Consider the following 17,636-nt stretch of genomic DNA (forward strand, 5'->3'; position numbering starts at 1 on the left):
TTGATCAACTATTTCTCTGCAAAAAAACCATAATAATTCATAAGTTGACAATATGTTTTACACTGACGAAAACCCACTTGAGTAAGCAATGCTGCCTGCGCATCTGCCATAATTAAATGAAAATCATCGGCCAGTCGTGCAAGCATTTTTTCCGCTTGAGTCGTAGTTAAACCACAATCCAAAGCCAAATTCTGCATCCAGCGCAGTTCTATATTTTCAGTCTGCTGCATCAGATCATAGCTTAATAAAATCGCTGTAGGTTTTAATGTTTGGTAAATATCTTGAAAAAATAATGTTTTTTCTGCGACTGGCACAAAATGCGCCACCAAAATCGCCAATGCCGCATCAAACTGCAAATTTTCAACCTGCGCTTGTTGGGCAAATTGGTGGGTATCTGCCTGTATAAAACGTACTCGCTCATGCCCTGCCACAGACTGAATGTTTTTTTCTGCCTGCTGTAACATGCTTAAAGATGGGTCGATGGCCGTAAATTGCCACTGTGGATGTTGCTGCAGTAAATACTGCAACTCATAGCCTGTGCCACACCCCACCACTAAAACTTGTGCTGTTTCGGGCAAATGACTACTTAAAATTGCATTGATGTGTTGATGTACCAATTCATATCCGGGAATGAGTTTCCGAATATGACTGTCATAGCCTGCAACCACAGTTGCACTGTGAAAATCTTTTGCCATATCACATGATTCTTCTTTAATTTACTGACATTAAATATCTGAGTCTTTTTCAAGATCTGCTTAAGCCACAGCCATTGCATCTACCGACAATTCCGAAACGGTTGGCTTGGCACGTTCAGGCACTAAGCCTAATTTTTGGAACAATTGTTTGTCTTTGCCTTCGCCTGCGTTTGGTGTGGTCAAAAGCTTTTCACCTGAGAATAACGAGTTCGCACCTGCCATAAATGCCAACGCCTGATCTGAATCAGATAATGATTCACGCCCTGCAGATAAACGAATATAGCTGTTTGGCATGATAATACGTGCAACTGCAATGGTACGAATCCACTCAATCACATCCAGTTTTTCTACTTCAGCCAATGGTGTACCTTCAATCGGAACTAACATATTGATCGGCACAGATTCAGGATGTAACGGTAAAGTCGCTAATTCATGTAATAAACCAATACGGTCTTGGGTATCTTCACCTAAACCGACAATACCGCCACTACATACTTTCATACCTGTTTGACGCACAATATCCAAAGTGTTTAAGCGATCATCAAAACAGCGGGTACTAATCACATTAGGATAATACTCACGCGATGTGTCTAGGTTATGGTTGTAATAATCTAAGCCTGCATCTTTTAAGCGTTCTGCCTGCGATTGGTTTAACATCCCTAAAGTCATGCAAGTTTCTAAGCCCAGAGCTTTGACTTCACGCACCATTTCCAGAACATAGGGCATATCGCGTTCATGCGGATTACGCCAAGCAGCGCCCATACAAAAACGTGAAGAACCTGATGCTAAAGCTTCTTTGGCTTCCTGAATGACTTTATCAACTGCAATACGTTTTTCAGCTTCAAGCTGTGAATCATAATGCGCAGATTGCGAGCAATATTTGCAGTCCTCAGGGCATTTGCCTGTTTTAATAGACAATAAGGTACTGACTTGTACGGTATTGGCAGCAAAATGTTGGCGATGCACACGCTGTGCTTCAAAGACTAAATCCAGAAAAGGTTGTTCATATAACTGCTGAATTTCTTCTCGAGTCCAATCATTGCGTACGGTCATTATTTTCATCCTTGATTATCACGCATCATGCTTAAACTTGTGCCATCTTTTATTAAGCCGAGCATGCGATATATTTTTAGTGTGATTATTCCTGTATAGAGTATCCCTTTATCTCTGCGTGAGAAATAAAGGGTGTGTGCTGACAAAATTAAAAGGTCGATCTTGCAGCAGTAAATAGCTGAAATAATGCCTTAAGCAATTTCCTTTAAATTTAATTCTTCACGCATAAATTCACGTAATTTAAATTTCTGTGCCTTGCCTGAAGCGGTCATTGGAAATTCACTAAAGAAGCGCACATAACGTGGGACTTTATTGTGTGAAATGTGTTCTGCACAGTATTGGCGAATTGCCTCTTCGGTACATTCATGGTGTTCATGCAAAATAATACAGGCACATAGTTCTTCACCATAACGATGATCTGGCACGCCAATTACTTGCACATCGCAGACCGCATCGTGAGTATATAAGAAATCTTCAATTTCTTTCGGGAACAGGTTTTCACCGCCACGAATCACCACATCTTTAATGCGACCTTTGATTTTTACAAAGCCTTCATCATCCATTTCTGCAATGTCGCCTGTGTGCATCCAACGTGCAACATCAATGACTTCTTGGGTTTTGTCATGTTCATCCCAGTAACCCAGCATGACTGAATAACCACGCACACACAATTCTCCTAACTGTCCGCGCGGCACGACTTTGCCTTCTTCATCGACAATTTTTACTTCCAGATGTGGATGTACACGCCCCACCGTACTGACACGACGCTCCACAGAATCTTCAGTCGAACTTTGTGCGCTCACAGGTGCTGTTTCGGTCATGCCATAACAAATGGTGATTTGCGCCATGTGCATACGGTCGATGACGCGTTGCATAATTTCCTGCGGACACGGACTGCCTGCCATAATGCCTGTGCGCAAGCTAGATAAATTAAATTCATCAAACTGTTCATGCTCTAAAATGGCAATAAACATGGTCGGTACGCCGTAAGCAGCTGTACATTTTTCTTGCTGAATGGCTTTTAAGGTATCGAGCGGGTTAAACACTGCCGATGGATAGACCATGGTTGAACCATGTGTGATACACGCTAAATTGCCCATCACCATACCAAAGCAGTGAAACAGCGGTACGGAAATACAAACACGGTCTTGTGGACTTAAATGAATTGCTTCTCCTACAAAGCAACCATTATTTAAAATGTTGTTGTGGGTCAGCATAGTGCCTTTCGGATTGCCCGTCGTGCCTGAGGTAAATTGAATGTTAATGGTTTCATCGAACTGCAACTCACTAGCAATGTGTTGCAGTTTTTTCAGCATGTGTGTGGTTGGAGCTGTCAATAAATCCTGAAAACGATGCATTCCTGTATGTGCTTGATCATCAATTTTAATCACATGCTTTAAATGCGGTAAACGCTTGGCGTTGAGGACTTTATTGTCTGCCTGACACAGCTCTGGGGCAATTTTCGTTAAGATGTCCTGATAGTTGGTACTTTTAAACTGCGATGCAATTACCAAACCTTTACAGGAAACTTTGTTGAGCACAAATTCCAGTTCATTGCTTTTATAGGCTGGGTTTAAATTCACCAAAATCACCCCTGCCTTAAAGGCTGCGAATTGAGTGATCGTCCATTCCACACAATTCGGAGACCAAATGGCAAGGCGGTCACCTTTTTTAAAACCGAGTTTTAACAAACTACAGGCAAAGGCATTGACCTGTTGCTGTAGTTGCTTATAGGTCAGACGCACATTTTGATGCACGCTTACCAAAGCATCCTGATCTGCATATTGCTGGCAAGCCTGATCAAACTTTTCACCAATGGTCATGCCTAACAAAGGCTGATTACTGGTGCCATAGGCATAACTTAACCGTACTTGTGTCATTGAATCGATCTCCTTGATTCTTTGTAATTCTGTTTTCCATTATGACGACGATTACTTTTTGCCTGTTTTGTGCGTTGTTTTACTACCCTCCCTGCTGTTTTCGCACTGCATTTACACAAAAGTCGGCAATTTGTTTGACAAAGTAATCTTTATAATTTTGATCAAACATCACATTGCGAGACGGGTTTAAAGGTTCAATCACTACAAAGGTCATGGAGCCAACCACACCTAAAGCAGCAGTGTTCAAATCTTCAAAATCAAACTCACCATTGACTTTTCCTTCAGCCAAAATTTCCTTGATGCTCTGTTTGATCAGTTGTTTACTGCGAAAACGCTCATGTTCCATTTCTGGGTCTACAGGCTCGAACATTAACGAATACGCCAATTGAGGGCTGTTCATCGCACGCTTCACAAAAGTGGTGACAGATTTTTGCAATTTTTGTTTTGCACTTAAATCTGACTTCGCAATGTGGTCCAAAATTTCGACCTCACGACGAATCGCATCCGATAAAACTTCAATCAAAATCTGACTTTTATTTTCAAAGTAGCGATACACCAAACCTGTAGATACGCCTGCGCGTTCTGCAATGGCTTGGATAGACGCTTCTTTAAAGCCCCCATGAGCAATAAGTTCACGAGCAGAATCTAAAATCGCCATGCGATTTTGTTCCATACGTTCCTGCATCAATGATGATCTTTTATAACTCATATCTTATTCTCAACCAGATAAAATGAATTGTAAATCATTTTGTGAATTTTAGTTCACTTTTTTAAATTTTCGATGTATGTTAGAACCTAAGCACAACAACAATGCTTGTTTTAGGAACAACAAATATAACCACAGGATGGATGAACACATGATTTTACAAAGCTTAGACTTCGGCTTAGATGAAACCTTAATCGCCCTGCGCGATTCAATCGCTGCTTTTTGTGCAAAGGAAATTGCACCCATTGCTCAACAGGTTGATCGTGATAACGAATTCCCTGCCCAGCTTTGGAAAAAATTTGGCGATATGGGCTTACTTGGCTTAACCGTGAGTGAAGAATACGGCGGCACTAACTTAGGCTATTTAGCTCACATCATTGCCATGCAAGAAATTTCTCGTGCATCAGCATCCATTGGTTTGTCTTACGGTGCTCATTCTAACCTATGTGTGAACCAAATTAAGCGAAATGGGACAGAAGAACAGAAGCAACGCTATTTACCAAAACTGATTTCAGGCGATTACGTCGGCGCTTTGGCAATGTCTGAACCAAATGCAGGCTCAGACGTGGTTAGCATGAAACTGAAAGCTGAAGATAAAGGCGATCATTACTTGCTCAACGGCTCAAAAATGTGGATTACCAATGGCGGTGATGCCGATGTTTTGGTGGTGTATGCCAAAACTGACTTACAGGCAGGCGCCAAAGGTATGACTGCTTTCTTAATTGAAAAAACCATGTCAGGTTTTAGCCACGGCAGCCATTTAGACAAACTCGGGATGCGCGGCTCAAATACCTATCCATTGTTCTTTGACAATGTTGAAGTACCAAAAGAAAACGTCTTGGGCGGTGTGGGCAATGGTACAAAAGTACTAATGAGTGGACTGGACTATGAACGTGCAGTTTTAAGTGCAGGGCCGCTAGGCATTATGGATGCCTGCATGGATACCGTGATTCCTTATATTCATGAGCGTAAACAGTTTGGTCAGGCATTGGGTGAATTCCAGCTTATGCAAGGCAAAATTGCCGATATGTATTCGACTTGGTTGGCATGTAAAGCACTGGTCTATGCCGTTGGCGCAGAATGTGACAAAGCTGAACACAGCCGTAGTTTACGTAAAGATGCAGCCAGTGCCATTTTATACGCTGCCGAAAAAGCCACATGGATGGCAGGTGAAACCATTCAAACCTTGGGCGGTAATGGCTATATCAATGAGTTCTCTGCAGGACGTTTATGGCGTGATGCCAAACTCTATGAAATTGGTGCGGGTACTTCAGAAATTCGCCGTATGTTGATTGGCCGTGAATTGTTTAACGAAACTGCCTAAAAATAAATCACAAGAATAGACAAGGATGTTGGCATGAATCAATTACAGAGCAAAATTAATATTCGCAGCGACGAGTTTAAAAACAACCAAGCTGCGATGCAAAGCCTAGTCGATGACCTCAGAGAAAAAGTCCAAAAAATTGCTTTGGGTGGTGGCGAAACTGCACGCCAAAAACATTTAGACCGTGGCAAATTACTGCCACGTGAACGGATTGACCACCTGATCGATCCGGGTACTGCATTTATTGAAATTGGTCAGTTGGCCGCTTATCAGGTCTATCAGGATGATGTCCCTGCTGCGGGTGTAGTGGCGGGTGTCGGTCAAGTGAATGGCGTGACCTGCATGATCATTGCCAACGATGCCACAGTAAAAGGTGGAACGTACTATCCACTGACTGTGAAAAAGCATTTACGCGCACAGGAAATTGCCGAACAGAATCACCTGACTTGTATTTATTTGGTCGATTCTGGCGGTGCATATTTGCCGCTACAAGATGAAGTCTTTCCAGACCGTGATCATTTCGGACGCATTTTCTATAACCAAGCGCGTATGTCGAGCATGGGCATTGCCCAAATTGCCGTTGTGATGGGAAGTTGTACCGCAGGCGGTGCGTATGTCCCTGCCATGTCAGATGAAACCATCATTGTGCGTAATCAGGGGACAATTTTCTTGGGCGGCCCACCGCTGGTTAAAGCCGCAACAGGTGAAGTGGTTAGCAGCGAAGACTTGGGTGGTGGCGATGTACACACTCGCCTTTCAGGTGTAGCCGATCATTTGGCAGAAAATGATGAACATGCCTTGGCAATTGCCCGCAACATCGTTGCCAATTTAAATAAAAAGCCAAACCCGCAGCCTGAGCATATAGAAGCACCATTATTCGATGCCTCTGAACTGTATGGCATTGTTCCGACTGACGCGCGTAAACCGTTTGATGTACGTGAAGTGATTGCCCGTATTGTCGATGGTTCACGTTTTGATGAATTTAAAGCGCGCTTTGGCACCACATTAATTACAGGTTTTGCCAAACTATATGGTATGCCTGTCGGGATTATTGCCAACAACGGTATTTTATTTTCCGAGTCGGCACAAAAAGGCGCACACTTTATTGAACTATGCACCCAACGCAACATTCCCCTGTTATTTATTCAAAATATCACAGGCTTCATGGTTGGACGCCAATATGAAAATGAAGGCATTGCCAAAAATGGTGCCAAACTGGTGATGGCGGTTGCCACAGCCAATGTGCCTAAACTGACTTTGGTGATTGGCGGTTCTTTTGGTGCAGGTAACTACGGGATGTGTGGTCGTGCTTATTCACCACGTTTTATGTGGACATGGCCAAACTCACGTATTTCAGTGATGGGTGGCGAACAAGCATCGAGCGTATTGTCTACCTTAAAGCGTGATCAGATTGAAGCCAAAGGTGGTAGCTGGTCTGCAGAAGAAGAAGATCAGTTCAAACAGCCAATTCGTGAACAATACGAACGTCAGGGTCATCCATATTATGCGTCTGCACGCTTATGGGATGATGGTGTGATTGATCCAGCACAGTCGCGTGAAGTTTTGGCATTAAGTTTAGCCGCTGCCCTCAATGCACCCATCCAACCGACCAAATTTGGCGTGTTCCGCATGTAAGAGGTGACAAAATGGATTATCAGTTTTTACAGCTCGAACAGAACAACCAAGTGGCTACGGTTTGGATTAATCGTGCGGAATTGCATAACGCTTTCAATACAGAGGTGATTGAAGAATTACACGCCTGCTTTCAGGCACTGAATAGCCGTGATGATATTCGAGTGGTGATTTTGGCAGGACGCGGCAAAAGCTTTTCTGCAGGTGCAGATTTGAACTGGATGAAACAGGCAGGTCAAGCTTCTACAGCAGAAAATCAAGCCGATGCCCTAAAACTGGCAAAAATGCTGCAAAGTTTAGCGACGTTAAAACAACCGACTATTGCCCGTGTGCATGGTATTGCCTTTGGTGGTGGTATGGGTTTGGCAGCTGCCTGTGATATTTGCGTTGCCAGCACCGATGCCAAGTTTGCGACCTCTGAAGTACGTTTAGGTTTAGCACCATCTACCATTAGCCCTTACGTCATTCGTGCGATTGGCGCACGTCAGGCATCACGTTACTTTTTAACGGCAGAGCGTATTTCTGCAGAACAGGCACAGCAAATTGGTTTAGCGCATGAAGTCACTTCAGCCGAAGACTTAGACAGCAAAATTGATGAAATTGTGCAAGCCTTATTGCTTGGTGGCCCAGAAGCGCAACATGCTTCTAAACAACTGATTCAGATGGTTAATCATCAAGTTTTGACCGAAGATTTACTCCAACAAACTGCACAGCATATTGCACATGTTCGCCAAGGAACTGAGGCGAAAAATGGCTTAAATGCTTTTTTAAATAAACAAAGCCCGGCTTGGATCAAGACCACGGCAGAATAAAAGAAGGATCGCACGATGTTTGAAAAGATTTTAATTGCCAACCGTGGTGAAATTGCCTGCCGTGTAATTCGTACCGCAAAAAAACTTGGGATTGCGACTGTCGCGGTGTATTCAGATGCCGATGCGCAATCACAACACGTTAAACTGGCAGACGAAGCCATTTATATTGGTGAATCGCCTGCGGCACAAAGTTATTTGCAAGTTGAACGTATTATTCAGGCAGCCAAAAGCACAGGTGCACAAGCGATTCACCCGGGTTATGGTTTCTTATCTGAAAATGACCAATTCGCACTTGCCTGTAAAGACAACAATATTGTTTTTATTGGCCCGCCAGTTGAAGCCATTTTGGCGATGGGTCTAAAAGCAACCTCTAAAGCCTTGATGGAAAAAGCAGGTGTGCCACTAACTCCGGGCTACCACGGCAGCAATCAAGATGCGGCATTTTTAAAGCAACAAGCCGACAGCATTGGTTATCCTGTGCTCATTAAAGCCAGTGCAGGCGGTGGCGGTAAAGGCATGCGTTTAGTAGAACGCAGTGAAGACTTTCTCAGCTCACTCGCTTCATGTAAAAGTGAAGCACGTTCTAGCTTTGGTAATGAAGATGTGCTGATTGAACGCTATGTGATTCAACCACGTCATATTGAAGTACAGGTTTTTGGCGATACTCACGGCAACTACGTGCATTTGTTTGAACGTGATTGCTCGGTACAACGTCGCCACCAAAAAGTGCTTGAAGAAGCACCTGCACCAAAAATGCCAGAAGATAAACTCGAAACTATGCGCCAAGCCGCAATTGATGCCGCACGTGCTGTAAATTACGTGGGCGCAGGTACGGTAGAGTTTATTGTCGAGCAAGACGGTACTGCTTATTTCATGGAAATGAATACCCGCTTGCAGGTCGAACACCCCGTCACAGAAATGATTACAGGGCAAGACTTGGTTGAGTGGCAATTGCGAGTTGCTTTTGGTGAGCCATTGCCAAAACAGCAACATGAATTGCAAATTCATGGTCATGCCCTTGAAGCGCGTGTGTATGCCGAAGAACCAGAAAAAGGCTTTATTCCTGCCATTGGTCAAATCAGCTATCTGCATTATCCAGAGCAAAATGATGCCGTACGTGTCGATAGCGGGATTGTCGAAGGTGATGAAATCAGCACCTACTACGACCCAATGATTGCCAAACTGATTGTTTGGGGTAAAAACCGTGAAGCAGCATTAACGCAAATGCACCATGCTTTAGGTCAGTTCCACGTCGATGGTTTAGGCAACAACATTGCATTCTTGGATCGTTTGGTGCTGTGTGATTCCTTTAAACATGCCAATTTGGATACAGGGCTTATTCAACGTGAGGAAGCATTTTTACTTAACGCAAAACCTGAAGTCGCTACAGAAACTGTCGTTGCAGCTGCGTTAATTGATGTACTTTCTCGTATTCAAAACAACAAAGCGGCAAACAACGCGGTTTGGCAAAAAGACCACTTCTGGCGCTTAAATCAGCAAAGCGCCCACACAGTGCAATTACAGTGCAATGACCAAACACTCAAAATCCAGTTAAAACCATGCACTTCTGGTTTTGAGGCTCACTACAATGGGCAAACGCTGAGCGTTCAAGGCGAGCTTTTGGATGCACATCGTCTACAGGTTTGTATCAATGGTCAGCAACAAAAAATAGCATTTAACCAACATGCGCAAGGCATCACCCTGTTCCAAAACGGTCAGCGTCATGTGTTTAGCTATGTACAAGCAAACTTTAACAGCGATGATCAACAAGACAATGCCAACAATCTGACTGCACCAATGCCGGGTGTAATCACCCAAGTTTTGGTGGCAGCCAATGCCCGTGTGAAAAAAGATGATGTACTGATGACACTGGAAGCCATGAAAATTGAATATTCAATTCGTGCGCCTTTCGATGGCATTGTGGCAAGTTCGTACTTCCAAGCGGGCGATCAGGTCAAAGCAGGCGATGAACTGGTTGAATTTGAAGCCTTGACGGAGGAAGTTGCATGACTGAATTTGTCAAAATTGTAGAGGTTGGCCCACGAGATGGTCTGCAAAATGAGAAAACGCCACTCACTTTGGCAGACCGTAAAAACCTGATTTTGGATTTAATGCAAACAGGTTTAAGCAGCATTGAGGTCGGTTCTTGCGTATCGGCCAAATGGGTACCGCAAATGGCAGACAGCGATGTGCTGTTTGCCAGCCTGCCACAAAACCCAAACATTCAATTCAGTTTACTGACCCCAAACTCAAAAGGTTTTGAGTCGGCTTTGGCGGTGGGTTGCAAAGAAGTTGCCGTGTTTACCGCCGCTTCTGAAAGCTTTACCCGAAAAAATATCAACTGCTCAATTGAAGAAAGTCTGGAAAAGTTTAGCGATGTGATGCGTCAAGCCAAAGCACACAACATTCGCGTGCGTGGTTATGTATCTTGTATGGTGGACTGCCCTTATGAAGGTGCGATTGACCCGAAACAAGTCGCAAAAGTCACACAGCAATTATTGGATATGGGCTGCTATGAAGTGTCTTTGGGTGAAACCATTGGTACAGCAACCCCTGACCGTGTGCAAAAAGTCTGGGATGCTTGTTTAGCACAGGTCGATGCCAAAGTTTTAGCAGGTCATTTTCACAATACTTACGGCATGGCGATTGCCAATATTTATCAGTCGCTCTTGCAAGGCATTCGTGTATTTGATTCATCCATTGCAGGTTTAGGTGGCTGTCCGTATGCCAAAGGTGCATCGGGCAATGTATCTACCGAAGACTTGTACTATTTACTGTCCAAGATGGGTTTTGAAACAGGTGTGCGGTTAGAACCGCTGATGACAGCTAGTCGTAACATCAGCAATGTCTTACAGCGCAATAATCCATCTCACTATGCCAATGCCTACTGGCAAAAGGTTTGTGCTTAAAACCTATTTCATCCTCAATAACTTTGGAACATAAGCGACAAGGATGACAACAACACAACATGGCAAGTGAATGCCGTGCAGAGAATAAATAGAGGTGACAAATGTCCAATAAAGTATATGACAGCGCACAAGCTGCATTAAATGGCGTGGTTCAAGATGGGCATACCTTGGCGGTGGGCGGTTTTGGTTTATGCGGTATTCCTGAAGCCTTGATTGCTGCGTTAAAAGATACAGGCGTCAAACAACTGACTTGTATTTCTAATAACGCTGGCGTCGATGGTTTTGGTTTAGGCTTATTGCTTGAAACCAAACAAATTAAAAAAATGATTTCATCTTATGTCGGCGAAAATAAAGAATTTGAACGCCAGTTTTTAAGCGGTGAATTGGAAGTTGAACTCACCCCGCAAGGCACACTGGCAGAAAAACTACGCGCAGGCGGTGCAGGTATTCCTGCATTTTTCACCCCAACAGGTGTAGGCACTGTCATTGCAGAAGGCAAAGAAGTCCGTGAATTTAACGGCAAAGATTATATTTTAGAAGAATCTTTGACTGCAGATGTCGCTTTGGTCAAAGCCTACAAAGCAGATAAAGCGGGTAATCTTATTTTCCGTAAAACAGCACAAAACTTTAATCCTGTTTGTGCTATGGCAGGCAAAATCACCATTGCCGAAGTTGAACAAATCGTTGAAATTGGCGATTTAGACCCCGACGAAATCCACTTAGCTGGTATTTATGTGAACCGCATTGTCCTCAATGCAAGCCCAGAAAAACGGATTGAACAAATGACTTTAAAGGCGGAGGCTTAAGACATGGCTTGGACGCGTAATCAAATGGCGCAGCGCGCTGCACAAGAATTAGAAGATGGTTTTTATGTCAATTTAGGCATTGGCTTACCCACACTGGTCGCCAATTATATTCCTGAACATATCAATGTCTGGTTACAGTCCGAAAATGGCTTGCTTGGCATTGGTGAGTTCCCAACTGCCGAAACTGTAGATGCCGACCTGATCAATGCAGGTAAACAAACTGTGACAGCGCGTAAAGGTGCGGCTTTTTTCTCTAGCGCAGATTCCTTTGCCATGATTCGTGGCGGGCATGTCAATATCGCTATTTTAGGGGCAATGGAAGTTTCTGAACAAGGCGATCTTGCCAACTGGATGATTCCCGGCAAGAAAGTTAAAGGTATGGGCGGTGCAATGGATTTGGTTGCAGGCGTACAAAAAGTTGTAGTGCTGATGGAACATTGTGCCAAAGATGGTACGCCTAAAATTGTATCGCAGTGCAGTTTGCCACTCACAGGTAAAGCGGTGGTGCATCGTATCATTACCGACTTAGGCGTGCTTGATATTACTCCACAAGGCGTAAAGTTGATTGAACTTGCACCCGATGTCAGTTTTGATGAAATTCAAAAAGTCACAGGTGTTGCCTTACAAAAAGTCGCAGCTTGATGAATTTATCTCGAGTGAATAACCCTCTCCTTTGCAAGTTTTGATGCACTGCTTTAAAACTTAATACAAGGGAGAGGGTTTATTTTGACTTTCATACTTCCCTACTCTGCAAAATCAATAAATCACTAATTTATAAAACCATTCCGCTAAACCAAAGATCATACAAAATTCACTTTCAATTTCGATATTTGCACGATGGTTCGGGGTTGATCTGCAATAAAAAAGCCATCACTGTGTAAAGTGAGGGCTCTATAAAAGTTTAATCTTACAAGAAAATAAACCTGTTTAAGATTAAGGCGTCTTTTGCTCTACCACGCCTGCATCTTCCACACTACGCACTGTGCCTGTATCTACATTCAAGACTTCAAACTCAATCCGGCGGTTTTTAAATTGACCTTCTGGCGTTGCATTTGCCGCAATCGGCTGCTCTGAACCAAAACCAATGGCTTGCAATTGACCCGGATTTACACCACGTGATACTAAATAATCGACCACTGCTTGCGCACGTTGTTGTGACAAAGTTTTGTTGGCATTGGCATCACCTACGGCATCGGTATGCCCTTTCGCGGTTAATTGCACTTGTGGCGCGCGCTGCATCAATACCGCAGCCTGATCTAAAATAGACTTATTGGCTGCTGGAATTTCAGTCGATGCAGAATCAAAATTAATGATTTGCATATTGAGTGCCGTCGCAATATCCAAAGCTTGAATATTGTCAGGATTAATTGCAGCCAAAGCCTGCTCGGCATTGCTAATACTGCTGGTTACAGCCTGATTCACATCGGTTACTGTAGTTTCTGCAGGTTGCTGAGTCACTACAGTCATGTTTTTAGCCAATGGACGAATTTGACTGGCTAAACGCTCTGCATCGGCAGGGTTCGCGGCTTGAATAGACAGTTGATTACCCACCCAGTTTAAATTGACATTCGGTACACCTTTCAGCATTTTTAAAACGCTTGGAATCACGTCCTGATCAATAAATTCCGAATGATAGTTGGCAAAATTTTCTGCACCACAACCTGTTGGATGATTGAAAATTTGCTTCACTTCATTCTGCATAATTTCCATATAGCTTGGATTATTCAGCAAAATTTGACAGGTCACCAAATTACCATCACTGCCTGTACTGACTTGCAACATTGCAGCCTGATTCGCTGCCACTTGGGTCTGTGTGGTTGCAGGCGCTTGGTTGCGGTCACTACATGCACGGAATAAAAATGCCAATAAACCAATTAAAATAATTAAAGCTAAAATTGGCAATAACCACGAACGGCGTTCTTCTACGGGCTCAGTCACAATGACTTCAGGTGCTTGATGTACGGTTTGGCCCGCAGCATTATTTACCCCCAAAGCAGCCAATAATGCTGTTGCCCACTGCGGTAAAGCCGCCTGAATTGAATCTAAATTGTTTTGCAGTAAATGCTGAATGGCAACTGGGTCAGATGAACCTGCCTGATTTTCCAAAAAGTTTAAACTTGGTGCAATTGAACGATTCAGGGTGTTTTCAATTTCGGTTTGCGGTGCTGTGCCGCTGACCAAATCTAAAAACTGCTGTTTTAAAGATAGATTTGAACCAAATACATCGCCCACACGTGGATTCAGTTGTCGCAGCAGATTGTCAATCAGTTCAGGTCGTGAATTTAAAATAGACAATAAAATGGGATAAAAACTATTTAATGCCTGATTTTTTTCAAGCAAATGCTGGGTTTCCCCTTCCAATACAATGGATGACACACTTTGTTTGAGCAAGTCTATAAAATCTGTTTGCATATATATGCCCTCTTTTTTGTCTTTGTTTTCAAGTTGTTTTTTAGTGTATATGCTTAAAATTTAAACAAATGTAATAAATTGTGGTGTTTTGATTTTGTTGTGAAATTTGAGTCAACGGAATGTAGAGTCTCTTCTTCGATTTTCTATTTGGGGATTGTTAAAATTCAATAAAAAAGCCAGCCGAAGCTGACTCTTATTTAAACTTGAAAATAAAATATCAATCAGAGCATATTAAGCAGTAAAGACGCGTACTGCTTTGCCTTTTACAACTTGATTAATCAAAGGCGTATTTTTGCCTTGTGACACAATCGTTTCTTTGTTCAGTGTCCATTCCACTTCTGGATCAACCAAGACCCAACCCGCTTCCTGTTCCCAACGACTTTGCATTTTTGCCACACGCGCAGGTGCAAGTGTCACTTTTTCTACCCATTCCAATGGACTGAACAGACCTTCCTGAATCAGTTGAATCCCAAATGGAATATAAGTATCAAATGCAGTAAAACCTGACAAAGTATCTGCAAATGGTGCCATTTTTGCAGAGCTATTTAACGGCTCATGATGAGTACAAATCGCATCAATCACACCATCTTTTACACCTTGACGCAGTAATGCTTTGTCTTGCTCTGAGCGCAGTGGCGGACGTACATGCGCTAACGAGTTAAAACCATCAATAATTTGATCGGTTAAATGCAGTTGATGCATCGCAACATCACAAGTGACAGGTAAACCTTTGGCTTTAGCTTGTTGAATCAATTCAACTGATGCACCACAAGACAATAAGCCAAAATGCGCACGTACACCTGTGGCTTCAATCATCAGCAAATATTTGGCAATCGCTACGGTTTCTGCCAAAGTTGGAATCATAGGCAAGCCCTGACGCGATGCAATAAAACCTTCATGCACACAGCCATCTTTAGCAATTTGCGGTTCTTCGGCATAGAACACCACGGTCATGTCCAAACCTGCAGCATATTCCAGTGTGCGAATCACGACATCATCATCTTCAAAAGGTGCATTGGCATTGGACACTGCACTACAGCCGCCTTTTTTCAGTCCCGCCATATTGGCAGGCTGCTTGCCGTTTAAACCTTGAGTTTGTGCACCAATCACTTCTAAATAAATGCCACCATCCAACATGGCTTTTTCGACCAAACCATGAATGAGTGCACCGTTGTCTTGCACGATTGGTTTAGAATCGGGTGGCGTAAATAAGTGCAGAATTCCGTTTTCACGTGCGGCCTTGCCTTCAGATTTGAGCGTGCCATGTTGTTGCTGACCAGGTTCACGTAAACGTGCGCATAAATCGACCATAGTTGGCATGAGCCATTGACCTTGGGCATCTATGCTTTCGCTAATATCTGCACTTTCTGCAACCAACTTGCCATTTTCAAGATATACCGTTTGTACGCGGTCAATTTGCTGGATTGGGTCAAGCACACGTACATTTTCAATTTTTACAATCGCCATGACTTTTTCCTTATACCGCAATCGCGTCAATCAAACCTTGTTCTTGCAATTGACCTTGCATCGCCAAGGCCAATACCGCCATACGTACCGCAATACCGTTGGTTACTTGATTTAAAATCACCGATTGAGGCCCATCGGCAATGCTTGAATCAATTTCGACACCACGGTTCATTGGACCAGGATGCATCACAATACAGTTTGGTTTTGCAAGCGCCAAACGCTCTTTGTTTAAACCGTACATTTTGTAGAATTCGGCTTGTGAGGCAAGTGCTGGCGAATCAATACGTTCATTTTGAATACGCAGGGTGATAATCACGTCGCAATCTTTAATGCCTTCTTCCATTTTGTTAAATAAACGCACGCCTGCGCCATATTCATCAAAACCGTAGGGCAACAAGGTGTTCGGTGCAATCACGCGAATGTCTTTACAGCCCAGTGTTTGCAAGGCAGCCACATCGGAACGCGCCACGCGTGAATGTTTGATATCACCAATAATCGCAACACTTAATTCTTCATAAGGTCGTTGGGTTTCACGGCGAATGGTCAGCATATCCAACATCGCTTGCGTTGGATGTGCATGACGGCCATCACCCGCATTAATAATGGCAACCTTTGGGCAAACCGTTTTAGCAATAAAATGTGCTGCACCTGAAGATGAATGACGCACCACAAAAATGTCAGCAGCCATCGCCTCTAAGTTCCACAAAGTGTCACGCAAAGTTTCACCTTTAGAGGTACTTGAACGGGCAATATCAATATTGAGTACATTGGCAGAAAGACGCTTGGCTGCGGCTTCAAATGTGGTGCGGGTACGAGTAGAGTTTTCGAAGAACAAATTCATCACCGTGCGCCCTTCGAGCAAATTATTGGTGATCAGTTGGTTTTGTTCATTGAAAAAGGACTGTGCTGTGTCCAGAATTTGGGTGAGGGTTTCTTTGGAAAGACCTTCGATGGTTAAAAAGTGTTTTAAATGCCCATCTTTATTCAATTGAATCTGGCTCGGAGTATGCAATGCCGCCAAATGCATGAGAGATTCCTTATACGTTAAGTTAACGCATTATACAGAAATTGATTTGGCAAAGCAGTGTAACTTGGCATGATTTAGTCAAAAGAAACTTATGATTTTAAAAATTAAGTCATGCAGAATCATCTACACTTTCTTTCATGCTTAATACTCTACAAAGCGATGTGAAAGGATGGCATTTATATTTAACTGCTCTGCTAGCCAATCATCTTGATATGAGCTTGATGAACATCTGGTGGGTCAATCTTCGCCTACAACTGCCTACGCAACCTTCAGGCTATGTAGGCATAGTCTGTACAATTCACCGTTTAACGCAGTGCCCCTATATAATGATGGGACACCTGCGCCCGATAAATTTCTTCAGCTGTAGGTTCTGTCAAGTCATCTATATTTTCTATATTTTCTACTGCATCTAATTGCTGCGCTTCAGTCTGTGGCGACGTTATTTCTGCATCAGCATCCATTAAGTTAGCCAATATACTGTTTAAGCGCAGCGCATAACGGCACAATTCCTCATCGTGTGTAGCGAGTGCCAATTGCAGCACAGCACGTGCATAGTCTGAATTTTCAACCAGATACATGACATCAATCACACGTCCACTGACCCGTCTTAATCGCGTATAAATTAAAGTGGCAACTGAAAAAATCTCGTTATTTGCTGTTAAAGCCTGTGCCGTGTTTAAAGTAGCCGTGGTCATTTAAATATTCCCCTTATCGCTTCATTGTTGTTTTGCAGTGTTTGATGCTCATCTGCAAAATGTTCACCATCACAACAATGTATGAGCAAAATACATACCAATCATGTGAATATTCAGGTTTTTATTTTTCCGCAATACAATCACTCAAAATTTTTTAGAGATGTCATTACATCCTCATTGCCTTTTTAGAAAAAAACAGTAAAAAATGCCCTGAAGCT

At 43.1% G+C, this 17,636-nt stretch carries 15 protein-coding genes; 7 read left to right on the plus strand and 8 right to left on the minus strand.

Features of this window, described 5'->3' with window-relative positions; translation table 11 throughout:
* Positions 1 to 8 precede the first annotated feature (8 nt).
* The 4 genes from FTV52_RS02800 to FTV52_RS02815 all read right to left on the minus strand — a co-directional run bounded on the left by FTV52_RS02800 (position 9) and on the right by FTV52_RS02815 (position 4,337).
* Positions 9 to 695 carry a class I SAM-dependent methyltransferase gene (locus tag FTV52_RS02800; RefSeq protein ID WP_004971520.1) on the minus strand — a complete coding sequence of 229 codons (687 nt, stop codon included), beginning with the start codon at positions 693 to 695 and terminating at the stop codon, positions 9 to 11.
* Between the two features lie 60 nt (positions 696 to 755).
* Entirely contained in the window at positions 756 to 1,748 is a 993-nt protein-coding gene (gene bioB / locus FTV52_RS02805) for a biotin synthase BioB (protein WP_004971522.1), read from the minus strand.
* 191 nt (positions 1,749 to 1,939) lie between these two features.
* Entirely contained in the window at positions 1,940 to 3,628 is a 1,689-nt protein-coding gene (locus FTV52_RS02810; protein ID WP_179989763.1) for an AMP-binding protein, read from the minus strand.
* Positions 3,629 to 3,710: 82 nt separating this feature from the next.
* Positions 3,711 to 4,337: a TetR/AcrR family transcriptional regulator gene (locus FTV52_RS02815; protein ID WP_004971526.1), complete on the minus strand. Its 627-nt coding sequence runs from the start codon at positions 4,335 to 4,337 to the stop codon at positions 3,711 to 3,713.
* 148 nt (positions 4,338 to 4,485) lie between these two features.
* Here FTV52_RS02815 and FTV52_RS02820 point away from each other — a divergent pair, with 148 nt between their 5' ends.
* The 7 genes from FTV52_RS02820 to FTV52_RS02850 all read left to right on the plus strand — a co-directional run bounded on the left by FTV52_RS02820 (position 4,486) and on the right by FTV52_RS02850 (position 12,459).
* Entirely contained in the window at positions 4,486 to 5,658 is a 1,173-nt protein-coding gene (locus FTV52_RS02820; protein ID WP_004971528.1) for an isovaleryl-CoA dehydrogenase, read from the plus strand.
* A 33-nt stretch (positions 5,659 to 5,691) separates the two neighbouring features.
* Positions 5,692 to 7,293 carry a carboxyl transferase domain-containing protein gene (locus FTV52_RS02825; protein ID WP_131261348.1) on the plus strand — a complete coding sequence of 534 codons (1,602 nt, stop codon included), beginning with the start codon at positions 5,692 to 5,694 and terminating at the stop codon, positions 7,291 to 7,293.
* 11 nt (positions 7,294 to 7,304) lie between these two features.
* Positions 7,305 to 8,102: an enoyl-CoA hydratase/isomerase family protein gene (locus FTV52_RS02830; RefSeq protein WP_004971533.1), complete on the plus strand. Its 798-nt coding sequence runs from the start codon at positions 7,305 to 7,307 to the stop codon at positions 8,100 to 8,102.
* Between the two features lie 15 nt (positions 8,103 to 8,117).
* Positions 8,118 to 10,112 carry an acetyl/propionyl/methylcrotonyl-CoA carboxylase subunit alpha gene (locus FTV52_RS02835; protein WP_167845930.1) on the plus strand — a complete coding sequence of 665 codons (1,995 nt, stop codon included), beginning with the start codon at positions 8,118 to 8,120 and terminating at the stop codon, positions 10,110 to 10,112.
* A complete protein-coding gene (locus FTV52_RS02840; protein ID WP_179989764.1) occupies positions 10,109 to 11,011 on the plus strand; it encodes a hydroxymethylglutaryl-CoA lyase in 903 nt (300 codons plus the stop codon). The genes FTV52_RS02835 and FTV52_RS02840 overlap by 4 nt, the downstream gene beginning before the upstream one ends.
* Before the next feature lie 101 nt (positions 11,012 to 11,112).
* Positions 11,113 to 11,817 carry a CoA transferase subunit A gene (locus tag FTV52_RS02845; RefSeq protein WP_004971542.1) on the plus strand — a complete coding sequence of 235 codons (705 nt, stop codon included), beginning with the start codon at positions 11,113 to 11,115 and terminating at the stop codon, positions 11,815 to 11,817.
* Between the two features lie 3 nt (positions 11,818 to 11,820).
* On the plus strand, positions 11,821 to 12,459 hold the full coding sequence (locus FTV52_RS02850) for a CoA transferase subunit B (RefSeq protein WP_004971544.1): 639 nt from the start codon (positions 11,821 to 11,823) through the stop codon (positions 12,457 to 12,459).
* A 291-nt stretch (positions 12,460 to 12,750) separates the two neighbouring features.
* On the opposite strand, the gene FTV52_RS02855 is transcribed toward FTV52_RS02850, so the two are convergent.
* The 4 genes from FTV52_RS02855 to FTV52_RS02870 form a co-directional block, all read right to left on the minus strand.
* A complete protein-coding gene (locus FTV52_RS02855) occupies positions 12,751 to 14,229 on the minus strand; it encodes an OmpA family protein (protein ID WP_179989766.1) in 1,479 nt (492 codons plus the stop codon).
* Positions 14,230 to 14,460: 231 nt separating this feature from the next.
* Positions 14,461 to 15,696 (minus strand): dihydroorotase, encoded by a 1,236-nt coding sequence (locus tag FTV52_RS02860; RefSeq protein WP_004971548.1) that lies wholly within the window; start codon positions 15,694 to 15,696, stop codon positions 14,461 to 14,463.
* 10 nt (positions 15,697 to 15,706) lie between these two features.
* Positions 15,707 to 16,723 (minus strand): aspartate carbamoyltransferase catalytic subunit, encoded by a 1,017-nt coding sequence (locus tag FTV52_RS02865; protein WP_004971550.1) that lies wholly within the window; start codon positions 16,721 to 16,723, stop codon positions 15,707 to 15,709.
* Positions 16,724 to 17,028: 305 nt separating this feature from the next.
* Entirely contained in the window at positions 17,029 to 17,418 is a 390-nt protein-coding gene (locus tag FTV52_RS02870; RefSeq protein WP_104851793.1) for a hypothetical protein, read from the minus strand.
* Positions 17,419 to 17,636: the final 218 nt, after the last annotated feature.

The sequence above is a fragment of the Acinetobacter sp. YH1901141 genome, assembly GCF_013416935.1.
In the GTDB taxonomy this organism is placed as follows: domain Bacteria; phylum Pseudomonadota; class Gammaproteobacteria; order Pseudomonadales; family Moraxellaceae; genus Acinetobacter; species Acinetobacter towneri.